This window comes from Streptomyces sp. NPDC093221 (assembly GCF_044753885.1).
GTDB lineage: Bacteria > Actinomycetota > Actinomycetes > Streptomycetales > Streptomycetaceae > Actinacidiphila.
This window is the reverse complement of sequence record NZ_JBIVOA010000007.1, coordinates 290,808-307,703: the sequence shown is the minus strand read 5'-3', so window position 1 is coordinate 307,703 and position 16,896 is coordinate 290,808. Positions and strand designations below refer to the sequence as shown.

General features: G+C 70.8%; 13 protein-coding genes. 2 read left to right on the top strand and 11 right to left on the bottom strand.

Annotated elements, in window-relative coordinates:
- Positions 1-171: 171 nt before the first annotated feature.
- The 5 genes from ACIQCJ_RS26140 to ACIQCJ_RS26120 all read right to left on the bottom strand — a co-directional run bounded on the left by ACIQCJ_RS26140 (position 172) and on the right by ACIQCJ_RS26120 (position 6,332).
- Positions 172-1,680 carry an alpha-L-arabinofuranosidase C-terminal domain-containing protein gene (locus tag ACIQCJ_RS26140; RefSeq protein WP_391052198.1) on the bottom strand — a complete coding sequence of 503 codons (1,509 nt, stop codon included), beginning with the start codon at positions 1,678-1,680 and terminating at the stop codon, positions 172-174.
- A 141-nt stretch (positions 1,681-1,821) separates the two neighbouring features.
- Positions 1,822-2,757, bottom strand: a complete 936-nt coding sequence (locus tag ACIQCJ_RS26135; protein ID WP_391164217.1) for an ABC transporter permease subunit — start codon at positions 2,755-2,757, stop codon at positions 1,822-1,824.
- Positions 2,747-3,664 carry a carbohydrate ABC transporter permease gene (locus tag ACIQCJ_RS26130; RefSeq protein ID WP_402712681.1) on the bottom strand — a complete coding sequence of 306 codons (918 nt, stop codon included), beginning with the start codon at positions 3,662-3,664 and terminating at the stop codon, positions 2,747-2,749. Before ACIQCJ_RS26130 ends, ACIQCJ_RS26135 begins: the two co-directional genes overlap by 11 nt.
- Positions 3,665-3,669: 5 nt before the next feature.
- Entirely contained in the window at positions 3,670-4,950 is a 1,281-nt protein-coding gene (locus ACIQCJ_RS26125; protein WP_402712680.1) for an ABC transporter substrate-binding protein, read from the bottom strand.
- Positions 4,951-5,288: 338 nt separating this feature from the next.
- Complete coding sequence (locus ACIQCJ_RS26120; RefSeq protein WP_355349695.1) at positions 5,289-6,332, bottom strand: LacI family DNA-binding transcriptional regulator; 1,044 nt, start codon at positions 6,330-6,332, stop codon at positions 5,289-5,291.
- A 347-nt stretch (positions 6,333-6,679) separates the two neighbouring features.
- On the opposite strand from ACIQCJ_RS26120, the gene ACIQCJ_RS26115 reads away from it, so the two are divergent.
- Positions 6,680-8,500: an arabinofuranosidase catalytic domain-containing protein gene (locus ACIQCJ_RS26115; RefSeq protein WP_402712679.1), complete on the top strand. Its 1,821-nt coding sequence runs from the start codon at positions 6,680-6,682 to the stop codon at positions 8,498-8,500.
- An 85-nt stretch (positions 8,501-8,585) separates the two neighbouring features.
- On the opposite strand, the gene ACIQCJ_RS26110 is transcribed toward ACIQCJ_RS26115, so the two are convergent.
- Positions 8,586-10,907: an FUSC family protein gene (locus tag ACIQCJ_RS26110; protein ID WP_402712678.1), complete on the bottom strand. Its 2,322-nt coding sequence runs from the start codon at positions 10,905-10,907 to the stop codon at positions 8,586-8,588.
- 307 nt (positions 10,908-11,214) lie between these two features.
- On the opposite strand from ACIQCJ_RS26110, the gene ACIQCJ_RS26105 reads away from it, so the two are divergent.
- The gene (locus tag ACIQCJ_RS26105; RefSeq protein WP_188280047.1) at positions 11,215-11,421 is read left to right on the top strand and encodes a cold-shock protein; all 207 of its coding nucleotides are present in this window, start codon (positions 11,215-11,217) and stop codon (positions 11,419-11,421) included.
- A 137-nt stretch (positions 11,422-11,558) separates the two neighbouring features.
- Here ACIQCJ_RS26105 and ACIQCJ_RS26100 read toward each other — a convergent pair whose 3' ends face one another.
- The 5 genes from ACIQCJ_RS26100 to ACIQCJ_RS26080 form a co-directional block, all read right to left on the bottom strand.
- Complete coding sequence (locus ACIQCJ_RS26100; protein WP_355349706.1) at positions 11,559-12,890, bottom strand: ammonium transporter; 1,332 nt, start codon at positions 12,888-12,890, stop codon at positions 11,559-11,561.
- Between the two features lie 79 nt (positions 12,891-12,969).
- Entirely contained in the window at positions 12,970-14,325 is a 1,356-nt protein-coding gene (locus tag ACIQCJ_RS26095) for an ammonium transporter (protein ID WP_355349709.1), read from the bottom strand.
- Between the two features lie 78 nt (positions 14,326-14,403).
- Positions 14,404-15,468, bottom strand: a complete 1,065-nt coding sequence (locus tag ACIQCJ_RS26090; protein WP_402712677.1) for an urease accessory protein UreD — start codon at positions 15,466-15,468, stop codon at positions 14,404-14,406.
- Positions 15,465-16,094 (bottom strand): urease accessory protein UreG, encoded by a 630-nt coding sequence (gene ureG / locus ACIQCJ_RS26085; RefSeq protein WP_355349715.1) that lies wholly within the window; start codon positions 16,092-16,094, stop codon positions 15,465-15,467. The genes ACIQCJ_RS26090 and ureG overlap by 4 nt, the downstream gene beginning before the upstream one ends.
- A gap of 80 nt (positions 16,095-16,174) precedes the next feature.
- Complete coding sequence (locus ACIQCJ_RS26080) at positions 16,175-16,873, bottom strand: urease accessory protein UreF (protein WP_402712740.1); 699 nt, start codon at positions 16,871-16,873, stop codon at positions 16,175-16,177.
- Between the last annotated feature and the right edge of the window lie 23 nt (positions 16,874-16,896).

Below are 16,896 nucleotides of genomic sequence, written 5' to 3'. Positions count from 1 at the left end.
GCCCCCCCCCGCCCCCGCCGCCCGGCGGCCCCCCCCCCCCCCCCCCCCCCCCCGCGCCCCCCCCCCCCCCCCCCCCCCCCCCCCCCCCCCCCCCGCGGCATATCCGGCCTACGGGTCGAAACGGCTCCAGGGTACGGGCGGCGCGGAGCAGGAGGCAGAGGGTCCGGTGGATCAGCTCGTGATCGGCGCCGTCCGGATCATCGTCCAGGAGACCGGCGGAAGCTCGGCGGACAGACCGTTGGCGTCCACGAAGTGCCGGGTGCTGGAGCGCGGCTCGACGCGGCCGGGGGCCGTCCTGGAATTCGTGGCGAGCAGGTCCTGGCCGCCGAGGACGACGTGCTCGACCACGTCGTGCTCGGCGCCGGCCATCCGCAGCCGCAAGGTGGCCGCCTGGGTGTCGTCCCGGTTGACGGCGAAGATCGTCGTCTCGCCGGTCTCGGGGTCGCGGGTGGCGGTGACGTCGACGGCGGCGACGTCACCGAGCGTCGTGGAGTGCAGGACGGGTGAGTCCGGCTCGACGCGCAGGACCTCGCCGCGGGCGTGCCGGGCGGTGAGGGCGAAGGGGTAGAAGATGGTCTGCCGCCAGGCCCCGGTGTCGGGTTCGGTGCGGATGGGCGCGATGACGTTGACGAGCTGCGCGAGGCAGGCGATGGTCACCCGGTCGCTGTGCCGGAGCAGGCTCATCAGGAGGTTGCCGAGGACGACGGCGTCCTCGACGGTGTACTCGTCCTCGATCAGCCGGGGCGCCCGGGCCCATTCGAGGTTGTCCTGGCCCTCGAACCGGCTCTCGTACCAGAGATTCCACTCGTCGAAGGAGAGCTGGAGCTTGCGGCGGGAGCGCTTCTTGGCGGCGATGTGGTCGCAGGTGGCGACGACCCCCTCGATGAAGGTGTCCATGACCTGCGCGGAGGCGAGGAAGCCCACGCGGTCGTCGCCGTGCTGCTCGAAGTACGCGTGCAGCGAGATGTAGTCGACCACGTCGTACGCCTCGTCCAGGACGTCGGCCTCCCAGGAGCCGAAGGTCGGCATCCGTTCGTTGGAGCTGCCGCAGGCGACGAGCTCGACCGACGGGTCGATCCGGCGCATGGCCTTCCCGGTCTCGGCGGCCAGGCGGCCGTACTCGGTGCCGGTCTTCTGGCCGACCTGCCAGGGGCCGTCCATCTCGTTGCCCAGGCACCAGGTCTTGATGCGGTGCGGTTCGCGGACCCCGTGGGCGATGCGCAGGTCGGAGTAGCGGGTGCCGCCGGGGAAGTTGGCGTATTCGAGCAGATTGCAGGCGTCCTCGACGCCGCGGGTGCCGAGGTTGACGGCCATGATCGGTTCGACGTCGGTCTGTCTGGCCCAGGCCATGAACTCGTTGAGCCCGAAGGTGTTGGGTTCGAGCGAGCGCCAGGCCAGGTCGAGGGCGACCTGGCGCTCGTCGCGGGGGCCGACACCGTCCTCCCAGCGGTAGCCGGACACGAAGTTGCCGCCGGGGTAGCGGACGGCGCTCACGCCGAGTTCACGGGTGAGCTTGATGACGTCGAGCCGCAGGCCGTCGGCGTCCGACTCGGGGTGGCCGGGTTCGTATATGCCTCCGTAGACGCAACGGCCCATGTGTTCGACGAAGGAGCCGAACAGGCGCGGCGGAACCGGGGCGATGACGAAGGCGGGGTCGATGGTCGCGGTGCAGGTGAGCACTCCGGTCTCCGGTTTCTCTGTGATGTCTCAGCGAAATGGGCATGGCGGAAAAGGGCGGGCGGAAGGAGCGGTACGGCATGGCGGGGGGATGGCGGGGCGGCCGCGGGCGCGGAAAGGCGGCGGGGAATCGGCTGGGCGGCGCTATTTGATTCCCGTGGTCGCGACGCCCTGCACGAAGAAACGCTGGAGGACGAGGAAGGCGATGGCCAGGGGACTCAGGGAGATCGCGGCGCCCGCCATGAGCGCGGCGTGGTCCACACCCGACTGACTGGAGAACAGCGTCAGGGCCGCGGGCAGCGTCTGCATGTCGACGTTGTTCGTCACGACCAGCGGCCACAGGAAGTCGTTCCACAGCGCGGCGAACTGGATGATGAACAGCGAGGCGAGGGCCGGTTTGGCGTTGGGCAGGATGATCCGCCAGTAGACCGTGAAGTCGTTGGCCCCGTCGATCCTGGCCGCGTCGTCCAGTTCGCGCGGCAACTGCATGAAGAACTGGCGGAGCAGGAAGATGCCCAGCGCGCTGGTCGCGCGGGGAATGATCAGGCCCTGGTACGAATTGAGCCAGCCGAGGTGGAACAGCGTCAGGAAGACCGGCACGAGGGTGACCTGGAAAGGCACCATCAGCGTGGCCAGGATCAGCAGGAACACCACGTTCTTACCGCGGAAGCGCAGCCTGGCCAGCGCGAACGCGGTCATCGAGTCGAACAGCAGCAGGAGCACGGTCGTGCCGCCCGCGAAGACGAACGTGTTGAGCACGAGCTTGCCGAACGGGAGTTGGCCGAGCACCGCGCGGACGCCGTGCAGGGTCCAGTCCCGCGGGATCAGCCGGGCGGGGTCGGCGTACAAGTCGGCGTTGGTCCTGAAGGCGACGCCGAGCATCCAGACGAACGGGATGATCATCGCGACCGCGCCGACGGTGACGGCCGCCCAGGACAGGACCGTGCCGCACCTGGCGCCGTACCGGACGGCGACCTTGGCCGCGGGCCACAGGCGTACCGGCCCGGTCGGCCGGGGGCCGTTCCCGTACGGGCTCGCGCCGCCCTTGGCGGGGCGCGGCCGGAGTGTGTCAGTCGGCATCGCGGAACCTCGACAGACGCAGTTGGAGTGCGGAGATCGCCAGGATGATCACGAAGAGAATCCAGGCGACGGCGCTGGCGTAGCCCATCTGGAATTCCACGAAACCCTTCTGGTACAGGTACATCACGACGGATTCCGTGTGGAAGATCGGGCCGCCGCTGGTCATGGAAAAGACCAGGTCGAACAGTTGCAGCCCGGTGACCGTGGCGATCAGCGTGGTGAACAGCAGTGCCGGGCGCAGCGCGGGCAGGGTCACATGGCGGAATCGCTGCCACGCGCCCGCGCCGTCGAGCGCCGCCGCCTCGTACAGGTCGGGCGGGATCTGCTGCATACCGGCGAGCAGCACGATCATGGTGAATCCGACGTTCTTCCAGATGCCCACGGCAATGACGGTGGGCAGCGCCAGCGAGGTGGATTGCAGCCATTCGGGAGGCGTGACGCCGATTCCGGAGAGCCAGGCGTCGACCAGGCCGACCTGCGGGTCGAGCAGGAATTTCCAGACGATTCCGCTCACCACGAGCGAGGCGATGAAGGGGAAGAAATACGCGGTGCGCAGCAGCGCCGAATACCAGGTCGTCCTGCGCAGCCGGGAGGCGATGGCCAGCGCGATCAGCACTTGTCCGACGGAGACGGCGGCGGTGTAGATCACCGTGACGCGCAGCGCGTTCCAGAACCGCGAATCGTGGTAGAGCGCCGTGTAGTTGTCGAGACCCACGAATTTGTGGCGGGCCTCGCCGACGGTCCAGTCGTGCAGGCTCATCCAGCCGGACTGGACGATCGGCTCCGCGATGAACACCCCGATGAGCAGGACGCTCGGCAGGATGAACAGATAGGCGCTGTTGATACGGGGCCTGCGCCGCCGTACGGGTGCGGGCTTCCCTGCGGAGGGGAAGGGTGTGCTCGACATGAGGGCTACTTCTTGCAGCCGGTGAGCGAATTGATCGCCTTGGCGGCCGAGTCGGCGGCGGACTGGACGTCGGCGCCGCGTTCGATCTTCTGGATCAGCGGGACGTAGACGTCGCTGTCGATGCGGGTCGAGTTCGGCTGGCCCGCGAGGTAGAGCTTGGCGTGCGGCAGCGCGGCGGCGAACTGCGCGACGGTGGGATCGCCGTTGACGGCGCCGCCGAGGTCGGTGCGGGCGGGCGGGAATCCGGAGACCTTCGAGAACTGCGTCTGGGCTGCCTTGCCGGTGTACCAGGCGAGGAATTCCTTGGCCTCGGCCTGGTGCTTGGAGGTGCGGGCGATCATCAGCGGGACCGTCGAGGCCAGTGTCACCGGGCCCGCGGAGCCGACCGGGACCTGGGCGACGCCGAGGTCGACGCCCGCGGACGTGAAGCCCGCGGCGGCCCACGGGCCGTTGATCTCCATCGCGGCCTTCTTGGCGGAGAACAGCGTGTCGGCGTCCGCGCCCGCCTGGCCGACCGGGCTGATGTGGTCCTGGCTGACCAGACGGCTCCAGCGGGTCAGCGCCTGGACGCTGGCGGGGCTGTTGACGACGGCGCAGTTGTCGGGGCCGACGATGTCGCCGCCGCTCATCCACTGGAGGATCGGCCACATCTGGATCGTGTTGTTGTCGGCGAGCGAGAGGCCGTACTGGCTGGGCTTGCCGCCCGATCCCTTGGTGAGCTTCTTGGCGTCGGCGATGAACTCGTCCTCGGTGGCGGGCGGCCGGCTGATGCCCGCGGCGGCGAACATCGCCTTGTTGTAATAGAGCACGAGCGTGGCCATGTTGGCGGGCACCGCGTAGAGCTTGCCGTCGACGGTGAAGGCGGACTTCACGGCGGCGGGGAAGGCGGCGGAGTCGATCTGTCCGGTGCCGGCACCGACCGCGGGGTCGAGCGGCAGCACCGAGTTGGTCTTGATGTAGGTGAAGATCGCGCCCGGGTCGGAGCTGGGGGTCGCCAGGTCGGGGCCCTGGCCGGTGGCCCAGGAGGCGGGCAGCTTCTGACCGATGGTGGCCCAGGGTTCGGCCGTCATCGTGACCTGGATCTTGGGGTGGCCGGCGTTGAACTCCTTGATCAGCGCCTGGTACGAGGGGGCGTCGGGGCCGGTGAAGCCGGTGAGCATGGTCAGCTTGACCACGCCGCCGGAGGTACCGCCGCCCGCGCCGTTGTCGCCGCAGCCGGCGAGGAGGAGTGAGACCGTGGTGGCGGCGGCGAGTGCCGCGGCCGTTCTCCCGAATCTGACGTACATACCGATCGTTCCATTCCGTTCGGTGCCCCGTCGCTGCGGGGTCGGAGGGTCGATGTGGCTGTCTCCTTCTGCGCACCGCCCGTCCGGGGGCGCGCACCGCCCGTCTCCGGGCGTCGATCACCCGTCCGCGGGCGTGCGTCAGCCGCGTGCGGGTGTGAACCACCCGTCACCGGGCGCGTACCGCCGGTCCTGGGCGTGAACCGCCCGTCCGGGCGGGGGTGTTGGGTTCGGGCCGCCCGTCCGGGCGGGGATGTTGGGTACGGGCCGCCCGTCCGGGCGGGGTTGTTGGGTACGGCGTTGGCCTTCGGCCGTGGCCGGTGGCTGGGCGGGGCGGTCGCTCAGCCGGGGTGGCTTCCGCAGGACTCCCGGATCACGAGGTCGAACGGCAGCACGGTGTGGACCGGGTCGGGTGCGGTCCCGTCCACCAGGTCGAAGAGGATGGCCGCGGCCTTCTGGCCGAGCGATTCGGCGGGGACGTGGACGGTGGTGATCCCCGGCGTGGTGAGCCGGGAGACGCCGAAGTCGTCGTATCCGGCGAGCGCGATGTCCTGCGGTATGCGCAGCCCGCGGGAGCGGATCTCCAGCATCGCGCCGTAGGCCATCTCGTCATTGGCGGCGAAGATCGCCTGGACGTCGGACATGCTGTCCAGCACCTGCCGTGCGGCGAGCCTGCCGGACTCCTCGCTGAAGTCGCCGACGGCCAGGGTGTGGGTGCAGGGCCGTCCCGAATCGGCGAGCGCGGTGCGGAAGCCCTCGTAACGGTCCACCGCGGTCTGGTGGTTGAGCGGTCCGCTGATGTGGGCGATACGGGTCAGCCCGTGGTCCTCCACCAGGTGGCGGGTGATGGCCGCGGCGCCCGCGATCTCGTCCACCCCGACGCTCACCGCGTGCGGCAGGTGGACGAACCGCCCGATGAGGACCACCGGCAGCGCGGAGTCCACCATGCGGTTGACGTTGGGGTCGCTGATCGAGGCCGAGGCGACGATCGCACCTGACGCGGCCTGCGAGCGCAGCACCCGCTCGTACGCCGCGACGCCGTGGGTCTCGTCGGGGTTGGTCGACACCATGAGCGCGGCGTCGCGGGTGTTGGCCTCCGCGGTCACCCCCACCAGCAGGTGCATGAAGTAGGGGTGGCCGAAGACGTGCTGGCCGGTGTTGGGCACGACGACCGCGATGGAGGTCGAACGGCCCGCCCGCAGCGCCCGCCCCGCGGAGTTCGGGACGTAGCCGAGCTTGGCCGAGGCGGCCCGTACCGCCTCCTTGGTCGTCTCACTGATCCGCGGATGGTTCGACAGCGCCATCGAGGCGGCGCTCTGCGAGATCCCAACCGCCGTCGCGACGTCCTTGAGCGTGACGGTGGCGCGCTTGTCCGCCGACGCCATATGGCACCCCTCTCAGCAAGAAGCCACCGCCTGAAGCAGGCAACCACCGTCGGGAAGATACCGGCCGGATGTGGTGCGCCAAGGGTTGCTCTAACGATTCAGCGCCTCGGACGCTAAGTGACGCCGGACCGCTCGTCAAGCCTTCGGGACAAGATTGTCCGGCCTTATGACCGCAGGGTCCGAGGGTTGACGGGCACTACGAGACGCCTCTAGCTTCGAAGTCGCTGAATCGTATGAGCAGTTCGCATCTCTCACCGTGTTCCGTGCCATCCCCCCACGGAGAAAGGTCGACGATGACCGCTTCGACGACGACCGCTCGCGACCACCGACCATCCGCACGCCACCCGTTGAGGCGCTTACGCGGCGTCCTGCTCGCCCTGGGCGCGACCTTGACCCTGACCCTCGGCCTGCTGGTCGGCGTCACCGGTCCCGCGCACGCCGCCGCGAACCAGCCGTGCGACATCTACGGCAACGCCGGCACCCCCTGCGTGGGCGCCTTCAGTACGGTCAGGGCGCTGTACGGCTCGTACAACGGCGGCCTGTACCAGGTCACGCGCGTGCGGGACAACGCCGCCCTCGACATCGGGCCGACCGGGACCGGCGGCTACGCGAACGCCGGTGCGCAGAACGCCTTCTGCAACGGCGCGGTGTGCGTCATCACCAAGATCTACGACCAGTCGCCGCGCCACAACGACCTGACCATCGAGGGTTCGGGCACCGCCGGGGCCGCCGATGTCGGCGCCCTGGCGAACGCGCTGCACGTCACGGTGGCGGGGCACTCCGTCTACGGCGTCTACGTGCCGCCGGGCGTCGGGTACCGCCATGCCGTCGGTTCGGGTGTCGCCGTCAACGGGCAGGCCGAGGGGATGTACATGGTGACCAGCGGCACCCATGTCAACCGCGACTGCTGCTTCGACTTCGGCAATGTCGAGGCGATCCCGAACGACACGGGCGCCGGTCACATGGACGCGCTCAACATGTCGTTGGCCCGCGCGTGCAGCCCCTGTTCCGGCGACGGTCCGTGGGTGCAGGCCGACCTGGAGAACGGCATCTTCCAGGCGGACACCAACGCCCACAGCGTCAACGGCGGCAATGCGAGCCCCTTCGTCACGGCCGTGCTGAAGAACAACGGCCAGACGTCCTTCGCTCTCAAGGGCGGGAATTCGCAGTCCGGCGGGCTCACGACCTGGTGGAACGGCGCGCTGCCACCGGGCTACGCGCCGATGAGGCAGGAGGGCTCCATCGTGCTCGGCACCGGCGGCGACAACAGCAACCGCGCGGTCGGGTCGTTCTTCGAGGGCGTCATGACCTCCGGCTATCCCACCGACGCGGCGGACAACGCCGTACAGGCGAACGTCGTGGCGGCCGGCTACGCGGGCGACACGGCCGGGGTCGCTCCGGCGACGGTCGCCGCGCCCGGCGGGAAGTGCGTGGACGTGACCGGGGACGACGTCGCGAGCAAGGGCGCCGCCGTCCAGCTCTGGGACTGCCAGAGCGGCGCCGCAGATCAGCACTGGGTGCACGAGCCCGACAGTTCGCTGCGGACGCTGGGCCGCTGCATGGACATCAACGGCAACGGCACCGCGAACAACACGCAGGTCGAACTCTGGGACTGCAACGGGGTCGGCGGGCAGAAGTGGGTGCAGCGGGCCGACGGCTCGCTGTTCAACCCGCAGTCCGGCCGCTGCCTGGACGCCACCGACGGCGCGACCGCCAACGGCACCCGCCTCCAGATCCACGACTGCAACGGCACGGCCGCCCAGGTCTTCACCGTCAACGGCGGTTCGATGATCGCCGGGCCCGGCGCGAAGTGCCTGGACATCACGGGCGACGACATCGGCGGCAATCTGTCCGCGGCGCAGTTGTGGGACTGCCAGTCCTACGCCCGCGACCAGCACTGGGTGCACACGTCCACGAACCGGCTCACCACGCTCGGCCGCTGCCTGGACATCGCGGGCGACGCCACCGCGCAGGACTCGTTGGTGGAGCTGTACGACTGCGACACCGCGGTGGGCGGCCAGGTGTGGGTCCAGCGGTCCGACGGATCGCTGCTCAATCCGCGGTCCGGGCGCTGCCTGGACTCCCCGGACGGCGCCACGGCCAACGGCGCCCGCCTGCGGATCCACGACTGCAACGGCACGGCCGCGCAGAAGTTCGCCCTGAACTGACCTCGGCGCCACCGAGGCCCGGTGGTGCGGGAGCGTGAGCCCCGTACCACCGGGCCCTGGCTGCCAAGGCTCACGCGCGACCGATTCAGGCCGCCCGGCGGCTGCCGGTCCTGCCGGCCGGCGTCTCGACCGTGACGCCGAGCGGCCGGGCCAGGCCCGCCACGCCCTCGTCCAGCCGCTGGAGGTGGCGCAGCACGCGGAAGGTGACGGAGCCCGAGCGCGGTACGGCGGAGCCGGTGCCCTCCAGCATGGAGGCGATGCTGGGCTCGGTCCGGATCGCGCCCTGCGCCGTCCCGTCCGCTGCCGTCGTACCGTCCTTGGCCCTGCCCTTCCCGCCCTTGTCGTCCTTGATCTCCTCCACATGGGCGATGAGCACGTCGAGGTTGTGCTCCAGGCGTACGCCGACGGCCGTCAGCCGGGGGTCGGCGGCGATGCTCTTGCTGTACGGGACCAGTTCGGCGGTCGCCGCGAGCGAGCGCGCGTGGTAGGCGCAGGTCTCCAGCAGGGCGACCAGATAGCGGGCGGTGCGCCTGCGGCCCCGCAGCGGGGTGATCGGGTGGGTCAGCGGGTGGGTGGAGCGGCGCAGGTCGTCCAGCGCGGTGTCCAGTTCGCGGGCCAGGTCCAGCAGGTCGACGGCCGGGCCGCCGCTGAGCTGGGCGACGGCGGCGGTGGCCACGTCGCGGAGCTTGGCCAGGACGGTGACCAGTTGCTCGTCGGTGCGCAGATCGGTGTGGACCGGGAAGATCAGCACGGCCGCGATGACCCCGCAGGCGGCGCCGAGCGCGGTCTCCTCGATGCGCAGTACGAGTACCGAGACGCTGTACGTGTGCAGCAGGCTGTAGAGCAGGCCGAGCATCGCGGTGACGAAGAACGACATCAGCGCGTACGACACCGGGGCGGTGAAGAACATCGCGAAGATCAGCACCAGGACGAGGGTGAACGCCGTCCAGGTGTGGTTGCCGACGACCCCGGCGAGCAGCACACCGGCCACCACGCCGCACACCGTGCCGATCAGCCGCCGGTAGCCCTTGACCAGGATCTCGCCGGTCGAGGAGGTGTTGAGGAAGACCACCCAGCAGGTCAGGACCGCCCAGTACCAGCGCTGCGTGGACAGGAACTCGCCGCCGAGGATGGCCAGCGCGGACCCCGCGGAGACCTGGACGGCGGCGCGGGTCGTGCGGCGCTTGAGGCCGGTACGGTCCTGCTCGCTCTCGCCCTCCCCCGCCAGCGCCAGGTCCTCGGCCTCGAACTCCTCGCGGGAGCGGATCGTCTCGGGTGTGTCGTCGGACTCGTCGCCCGGCCCGTCGAGCGCCAGCCGCAGGCCGAGGACGGCGCGCGCGGCCTCGCCGATGCCGCGGAAGGCGTCCTGGACGGCGAGCGAGGCGCGCGGCAGATTCTCGTCGTCGCGGTAGGCCAGCAGGCGGTTGCGCACCTGGGTGACGGCGGTGCCGGGGTCGTCGGTGCCGAGCCGGGTCACCAGCAGGTGCAGCGCCCGCAGCTCGGCGCGCAGCTTGCGCAGCGCGTCGTCCTCGTCGTCGGTGCGGCGCGCGGGTGCGGGCAGCGGCGCGTTCGGCAGGTGGAGCGTCAGGGTGTCGGCGCGTTCGGCGCTGCGGGCGGTGAGCAGCAGCAGGCCGAGGCGTTCGACGGCGATCTCGGCGTCCGCGACCCGGCGTTGCAGCAGGGCGGCGGTGGCCTCGTCGTCGGTGCCCACCTCCAGCGCGCTCTGGATCATCAGGGCGGCCTCGTGCAGCCGGGCGACGTCCTTGCGCAGGTCGCCGATGACGCTCTCCAGCCGGTCGGAGTCGGCTTCGAGGAGGTCGATCTGGGTGGCGACGAGCTGGGCGGTTCTGGCCCGGAACGCCTGGCGCAGCCGCCCCAGGGTGCGTTCCGGGGTCTCGGGGACGAGCGCGAAGCGCATGACGGCGCTGCACGCGAAGGCGACGGCCAGCGAGAGGTAGAGCGACGGCAGGCCGGCGCCGGTGGCGTGGACGAACAGGGAGAGGAAGTAGATCTGGAAGCCGATCATGCCGAGCGCGGTGCCGCGTTCGCCGAAGCGGCGGGCGTAGGCGGCGCCGAAGATCAGCAGGATGAAGGCGAGGTCGCCGATGACGATGTGCGGGTTGAGCAGTGCGCCGAGCGACACCGAGGCGAAGGCGGTGGGCAGCCCGAGGGCGAGGGTGACGGCCTGGTCGCGTACCCGCTTCTCGCGGATGGCGAAGGTGGAGACCATGGCGGCCATGGCGCCCGCGACCATATGGGTCACGGAGATGTGCAGCAGGGACAGGATCAGCAGGGCGAGACCGATCGAGCCGACCGTCCGCAGTCCCGCCATCAGCCGCAGCAGGCCGGGGTCGGAGGCCGAGTAGCGGTCCCAGACCCTGTGGCGGATCCTCCGTGCCGTTCTCATCGTGCCGCCGCGTTCCCTCGTCAAGATCGGATCCCGCCCCAGCATCCCACGAGCGTGCCCGGCCGGTGCGACCGCCCACCCCCGGACGGGTCAGTGTTGCTCCGGATGACGGGTCGGTCGAGGGCCGGTTTCCGGCCGTGGCGCGGCGCATGTTCGCCCTCCGCGGTCATCCGCGCGATCGGCGTGCATGCGGCGCGCCGCGATGGGGTACGTACGGCTGCGGGTGCCCGTAGGCGGGCGTCCACAGGCCGCGGATCCACCAGGTTCCGCGACCGGTGCAGACCACAGACGCAGAGGACTCACACGCATGGCCAACGGCACGGTGAAGTGGTTCAACTCCGAGAAGGGCTTCGGGTTCATCGCCCAGGAAGGCGGAGGCCCCGATGTCTTCGCCCACTACTCCAACATCCAGGGCAACGGATACCGGGAGCTGACCGAAGGCGAGCCCGTCACCTTCGACGTCACCCAGGGCCAGAAGGGTCCGCAGGCGGAGAACATCGTCCGCGCGGGCTGAGCCGTACACGGTCCTCCGGGTCCGGGTCCGCCGTCATGGCGGGCCCGGACCCGTCCGTTTGCGGGCGACCGCCGCGTTTGTGACGCATCCAATGCGATGCCTCGGGTCCGGCCCCCGCGCGGCGGTCCGTACGAAGGTCAGTTCCGCTCGTGGGAGGCGAGCAGAGTGCGCAGTTGGGCGATGAGATGGCTGGGGTCGTTGTCGTCCGTCGGGGCGGCGGGACCGCGCAACGTGTCGGTGACGTCCTGGAGTTGGCTGGCGACGTCCGTGTCGTACGCCTGCTCGTGCTCCACGATGCCGCCGGGCTGGCGCAGCCCGACGGTCTTGTCGACGACCTTGCCGATGACGGCGGTCATGGTGAAGGAGAACAGTCCCAGGACGAGGACGGCGACGAGCTGGTCGCCTAGCAGCCCCCACGAGCCGCCGTAGAACAGGCCCTTCTTGCCGGTGACCGCGCCGGTCGCGGCCAGGCCGGCCATCAGCATGCCGAACAGGCCGCCCCAGCCGTGGATGCCGACGACGTCCAGGGTGTCGTCCACGCCGAGCCGGTACTTCCAGCTCACCGCGAAGGCGCAGGTCAGCCCGGCGAGGAAGCCGATGACGGTGGCCCATACCGGGCTGACCCCGGCGGCCAGCGGCGTCATGGACACCAGGCCGGTGACCGCGCCCATGGAGATGTCGAGCAGGGTGACGCGCCGGTTGTGCCAGTAGCTGGTCGCGGCCCAGCCGATCATGGCCGCGCCCGCCGCGAACTGGGTGTTCACGAACGCCATGGTGGTGCTGGCGGGCCCGTTCAGATAGGAACCGGCGTTGAAGCCGAACCAGCCGAACCACATCAGGGCCAGGCCGATCACGACCAGCGGCAGATTGTGCGGACGGATCGGCTGGCGCTCGAAGTCCTCGCGCTTGCCCGCGACGATGGCCAGCGCGAGACCCGCGGCGCCCGAGCTGAGTTCGACCACGGTGCCGCCGGAGAAGTCGACGGCGCCGACCTCCTTGGCGACCCAGCCGTCGCTGTCGAACACCCAGTGCGCCATGGGCACGTACACCAGCAGCGTCCAGACGCAGACGAAGGCCGTCCAGCCGCGCATCGTGGCGCGCCCGGCCACCGATCCGCTGATCAGGGCCACGGTGACGATGGCGAAGCTCATGTGGAAGACGGAGTGGATCACGGTGGGCACGTCACCGGTCGCGCTGTTGAGGGAGATGCCGCGCAGGAAGGCGTGGTCGAGGGTGCCGATCATGCCCAGCCCCTCGGCGTCGGGGCCGAAGGCGAGCGAGTAGCCGACCGCCCACCAGATCAGCGTGACGACGGCGACGCAGGCGAAGCACATCTTGAGCATGGCGATGATCTGACTGGTCCTGACCATGCCGCCGTAGAAGAAGGCGAGTCCCGGGGCCATCAGCAGGACCATGGCCGTGGCCATCATCAGCCAGGCGGTGTTGCCGGAGTCGAAGTGCTGGTTCATGACAGGTCCTCACACGGACGGCCGGGCGTGGCCGCTGATTCGGGTACGAGTACGGCTGCGGAGGGGTACGCGGGCGCGGTCATCGGTCGCGCTCGCGTCGTTCCAGGACGTCGAGGATCTTGTTGACGCGGGCCATGTCGTCGTCCGGGGCCGCCGGGGCGCCCACCCGCGCCGGGTGGCGCGGCTCGTCCAGCCGGGCCCTGACCTCGTCCAGCGTCGCGTTGTCGTACGCGATCTCCTCGTCCCGGCCCGGCACGTCCTCGTACTCCGCCTCGGTACGGAAGCCGACCGTGCGGTTGACGGCCTGGGCGATGAGCCAGGTGACGACGAAGGAGAACGAGCCGCAGGCCAGCACGGCGACGATCTGGCGCCAGAGCAGATCGAGACCGCCGCCGTAGAACAGGCCCTCGCGCCCGCTCATCGCCGAGGTGGCGAACAGGCCGATGGACACCGTGCCGACGATGCCGCCCCAGCCGTGCACGCCGACCACGTCCAGGGTGTCGTCCACGCCGATCTTGAACTTGAGGTTGATGGCGAAGGCGCACACCACACCCGCGGCGAAGCCGATGCACACCGCGCCCAGCGGCGACACCTCACCGCAGGACGGCGTGATGGCGACCATGCCCGCGACGGCCGCGGAGGTGACGCCGAGCATGTCCACGCTGCCCAGCCGCCACTTCTCGATCAGCGGCCAGCCGATCATGGCCGCGCAGGCGGCGAGTTGGGTGTTGAGGAAGGCGGTGGGCGCGGCGCCCGCCACGTGCAGCGCGGATCCCGCGTTGAAGCCGAACCAGCCGAACCACAGCAGGGCCAGGCCGATCACGACCAGCGGCAGATTGTGCGGGCGCACCGGCTGGCGCTCGAAGTCCTTGCGCTTGCGCAGCACGATGGCCGCGGCCAGGCCCGCCGCGCCGGAGTTGAGTTCGACGACGAGGCCGCCCGCGAAGTCCAGCGCCCTCAGATGCGCGGACACCCAGCCGTCGGGGGCGAACACCCAGTGCGCCAGCGGTACGTAGACCAGCAGGGTCCAGGCGGCCACGAAGACCAGCCAGCCGCGCATGGTGGCGCGGCCCGCGATGGAACCGCTGATCAGCGCAACGGTGATGATGGCGAACGACATCTGGAAGCAGGAGAACAGCAGTGTGGGGACGCTGCCGTGCAGGTCGGTCATGGTGACGCCGCGCAGGAAGGCGTGGTCGAGGTTGCCGAGCAGGCCCGCGCCGAGGTCGGGGCCGAAGGCGAGGGTGTAGCCGACCGCCAGCCACAGCACGGTCACCAGGGCCAGGCAGACGAAGCTCATCTTGAGCATCACCAGCACGTGCTGGGTGCGGACCATGCCGCCGTAGAAGAAGGCCAGGCCGGGTGTCATCAGCAGCACCATCGCGGTGCTCGCCAGGAGCCAGGCGGTGTCGCCCGTGTTGGCGGTGGCGGCCATGAGCAAGGGGAACTCCTGTGAACGTACGGCGTTCGGTCGAGGTCGGCGCCGTTGTCGTCGTCGGCGGGCGTGCGGGGGTCAGGGCTTGCGCATCGCGGGCGCGGGTACGCCGATCAGCAGCCTGCGTACGGCGTCCCACGCGAGACGCAGCGCGCTCGCGGCGGTCCGCGGGTCGTCGGTGAGCAGCCGCAGCCAGGCCCCGCTGTCGCCGGGCAGCACGCTCACGCCGAAGAGCGCCGGGCTGTCGGCGAGGGCCTCGTGCAGGGTGTCGGCGACGGCCGCGGCCGGTGCGCGCGCGGTGACGACGTAGAAGGTGGACACGATGTCGTGGCCGCCGAGGACGGCCAGGCCGGTCACCGGGGCAGCGCCCGGTTCGAGCCGCATGGCGTCCACGGCGAGGAGCGCGCCGTCGGGGCGCCGGATCTCGACGTCGGAGGCGAAGACCTCGTAGGCGTGGCGCTCGTCGCGCGCCAGGCGGCCCGCGTAGAGCGTCTCGGCGGCCAGGACGGTCGCGGTGGCGTCGGCGGTGACGGTGGTGCGCTGGTAGTAACGGGCCCCGCCGTAGGGGATCGTCGGGTCCGGCAGGTACTCGACGTAGGAGTCGGCTCCGGCGTCGACGGCGACCTGCTGGGTCGCGTAGTCGAACTCCATGCGGTGGACCCTGGTGGCCGTCTGCGTGGTGAGGTGGGTGGCCGCGCCCGGTCCGCAGGTGACGTCGATACGGAGCCGGTCGCCTTGCAGGATGCCGCCGCCGGTCGACATCACCTGTGTGATGGGCAGGTCGGGCCTGGCCGGGTCGTAGTAGAGCGGCCGCATGATCTGGAGCGGGGTCTTCTGGAAGTGGCCGGTCAGTTCCGTCCGTTCGGCGCGGCGCTCGAAGGTCAGCTCCAGCAGCCCGACCTTGCCCGCGTGACCGACCGGCAGGGTGTCGGGCACGGCCGCGTGCCTGCGGACCTCCCGGGGGACGCGCGCGGGCTCGTAGTGCGCCGGGTCCAGCCGGGCAGGGCGCGACGGCGCGACGGCCCGGTCGTCGGAGCCCTTGGTACGCACCGGGTGCTCGGGGCCGTCCGGTTCGGCCACCCGTACGGCCGGCGACGGCGCTTGCCGCGGCGCCCGGGCACGAGCGGCGCCGGTGAGGCTCATACGGCGGCGACCTTGCGGTACGTCTCCAGGAAGGTGGCGATCTCCTCAAGACCCTGCCCGCTCAGGCAGTTGGTGAGGATGACCGGCGCGCCGTCGCGTACCCGGTGCGCGTCGGCCTCCATCACCGACAGGTCGCACCGCACGTACTGGGCGATGTCGATCTTGTTGATGACCAGCAGGTCCGACTCGGTGATGCCGGGACCGCGCTTGCGGGGCATCTTCTCCCCCTCGGCGGTGTCCAGCACGAACAGGAAGAGGTCGACCAGGACCGGGCTGAAGGTGAGGGTGAGGTTGTCGCCGCCGGACTCGAAGAGCAGCGTGTCCACGTCGGGGAAACGGTCCAGCAGTTCCGCGCCCGCCGCCAGGTTCATCGTCGGGTCGTCGCGCACCGCCGTGTGGGGGCACGCTCCGGTCTCCACGCCCACCACCCGCTCGGGGTCGAGCACGCCTTCCAGGGTCCGCCGGACGTGCTGGGCGTCCTCCTGGGTGTAGATGTCGTTGGTGACGACGGCGGGCCGGTGCCCGCGGCTGGTGAGGATCGGCACCAGGGCCTCGATCAGCGCCGTCTTGCCCGATCCCACCGGGCCCGCGATGCCGACGCGCAGGACGTGGCGTTCGTTGTGCATGGGGTGCTGCCTTCCGTCGCTGAATGTGTGTGTCGTGGTGGGGTCCGGCCGTGCGGCCGGAGTCAGGACATGACGTAACGTCAGGTCATGAACAGCCGGGCCTGCGCGCGTTCGTGGCGGCCCGACATGACGTCGGCCATCGGTACGCAGCCCCCGAGGTCGGCCAACTCCGCGGTGAGGGCCCGCGCGACGACCTCCTCGATCACCGGCGCCGTCGCCCGCAGGACGACCTGGGCCCGTACGTGGTCGGTCAGGCGCAGCCGGAGCGCCGCGCCGACGAAGCTGACGGCGAGCGCGAACAGGTCGCCGGTCACCGCCTGTTCCGCGTCCACCCCGGCGGCGGCGTAGACGGCGCCCGCGACCGCCGCCTGCGACCCCGGCGCACCGCCGCCCGCCACGAGCGCCGCGTAGCGCTCCAGCACGGGTCCGCCGATCACGGTGCCCGCGATGTCGAGGAGTTGGCGCCCGACGCGGGTGGAGGCCACCCGCGTCTCGCGGTTGAGCTTGGCCGCGTGCAACCGCTGGTCGACCCGCGCGACCAGGTCCCAGTCCCCCGCGCACACCGCCCGGTGCGTGAGCACCAGGGCGGTGGCGTCGCAGGGACCGATCCCGTGGCGCAGCAGATCGGCGAGCAGCCCCGGCACGTCGGCCGCCGTCACGGCCTTGGCCTGGGCGAAGCCCTCCAGGCTGTGCGAGAGGGTGTAGAAGCCGCTGGGGAAGGCCGAGTCGGTCAGCTGGAGGCTGACCAGCAGCGCCCCCAGCCGCCCCGGCCGCCCCATGACGGAGTCGGCCGGAGCGTGCG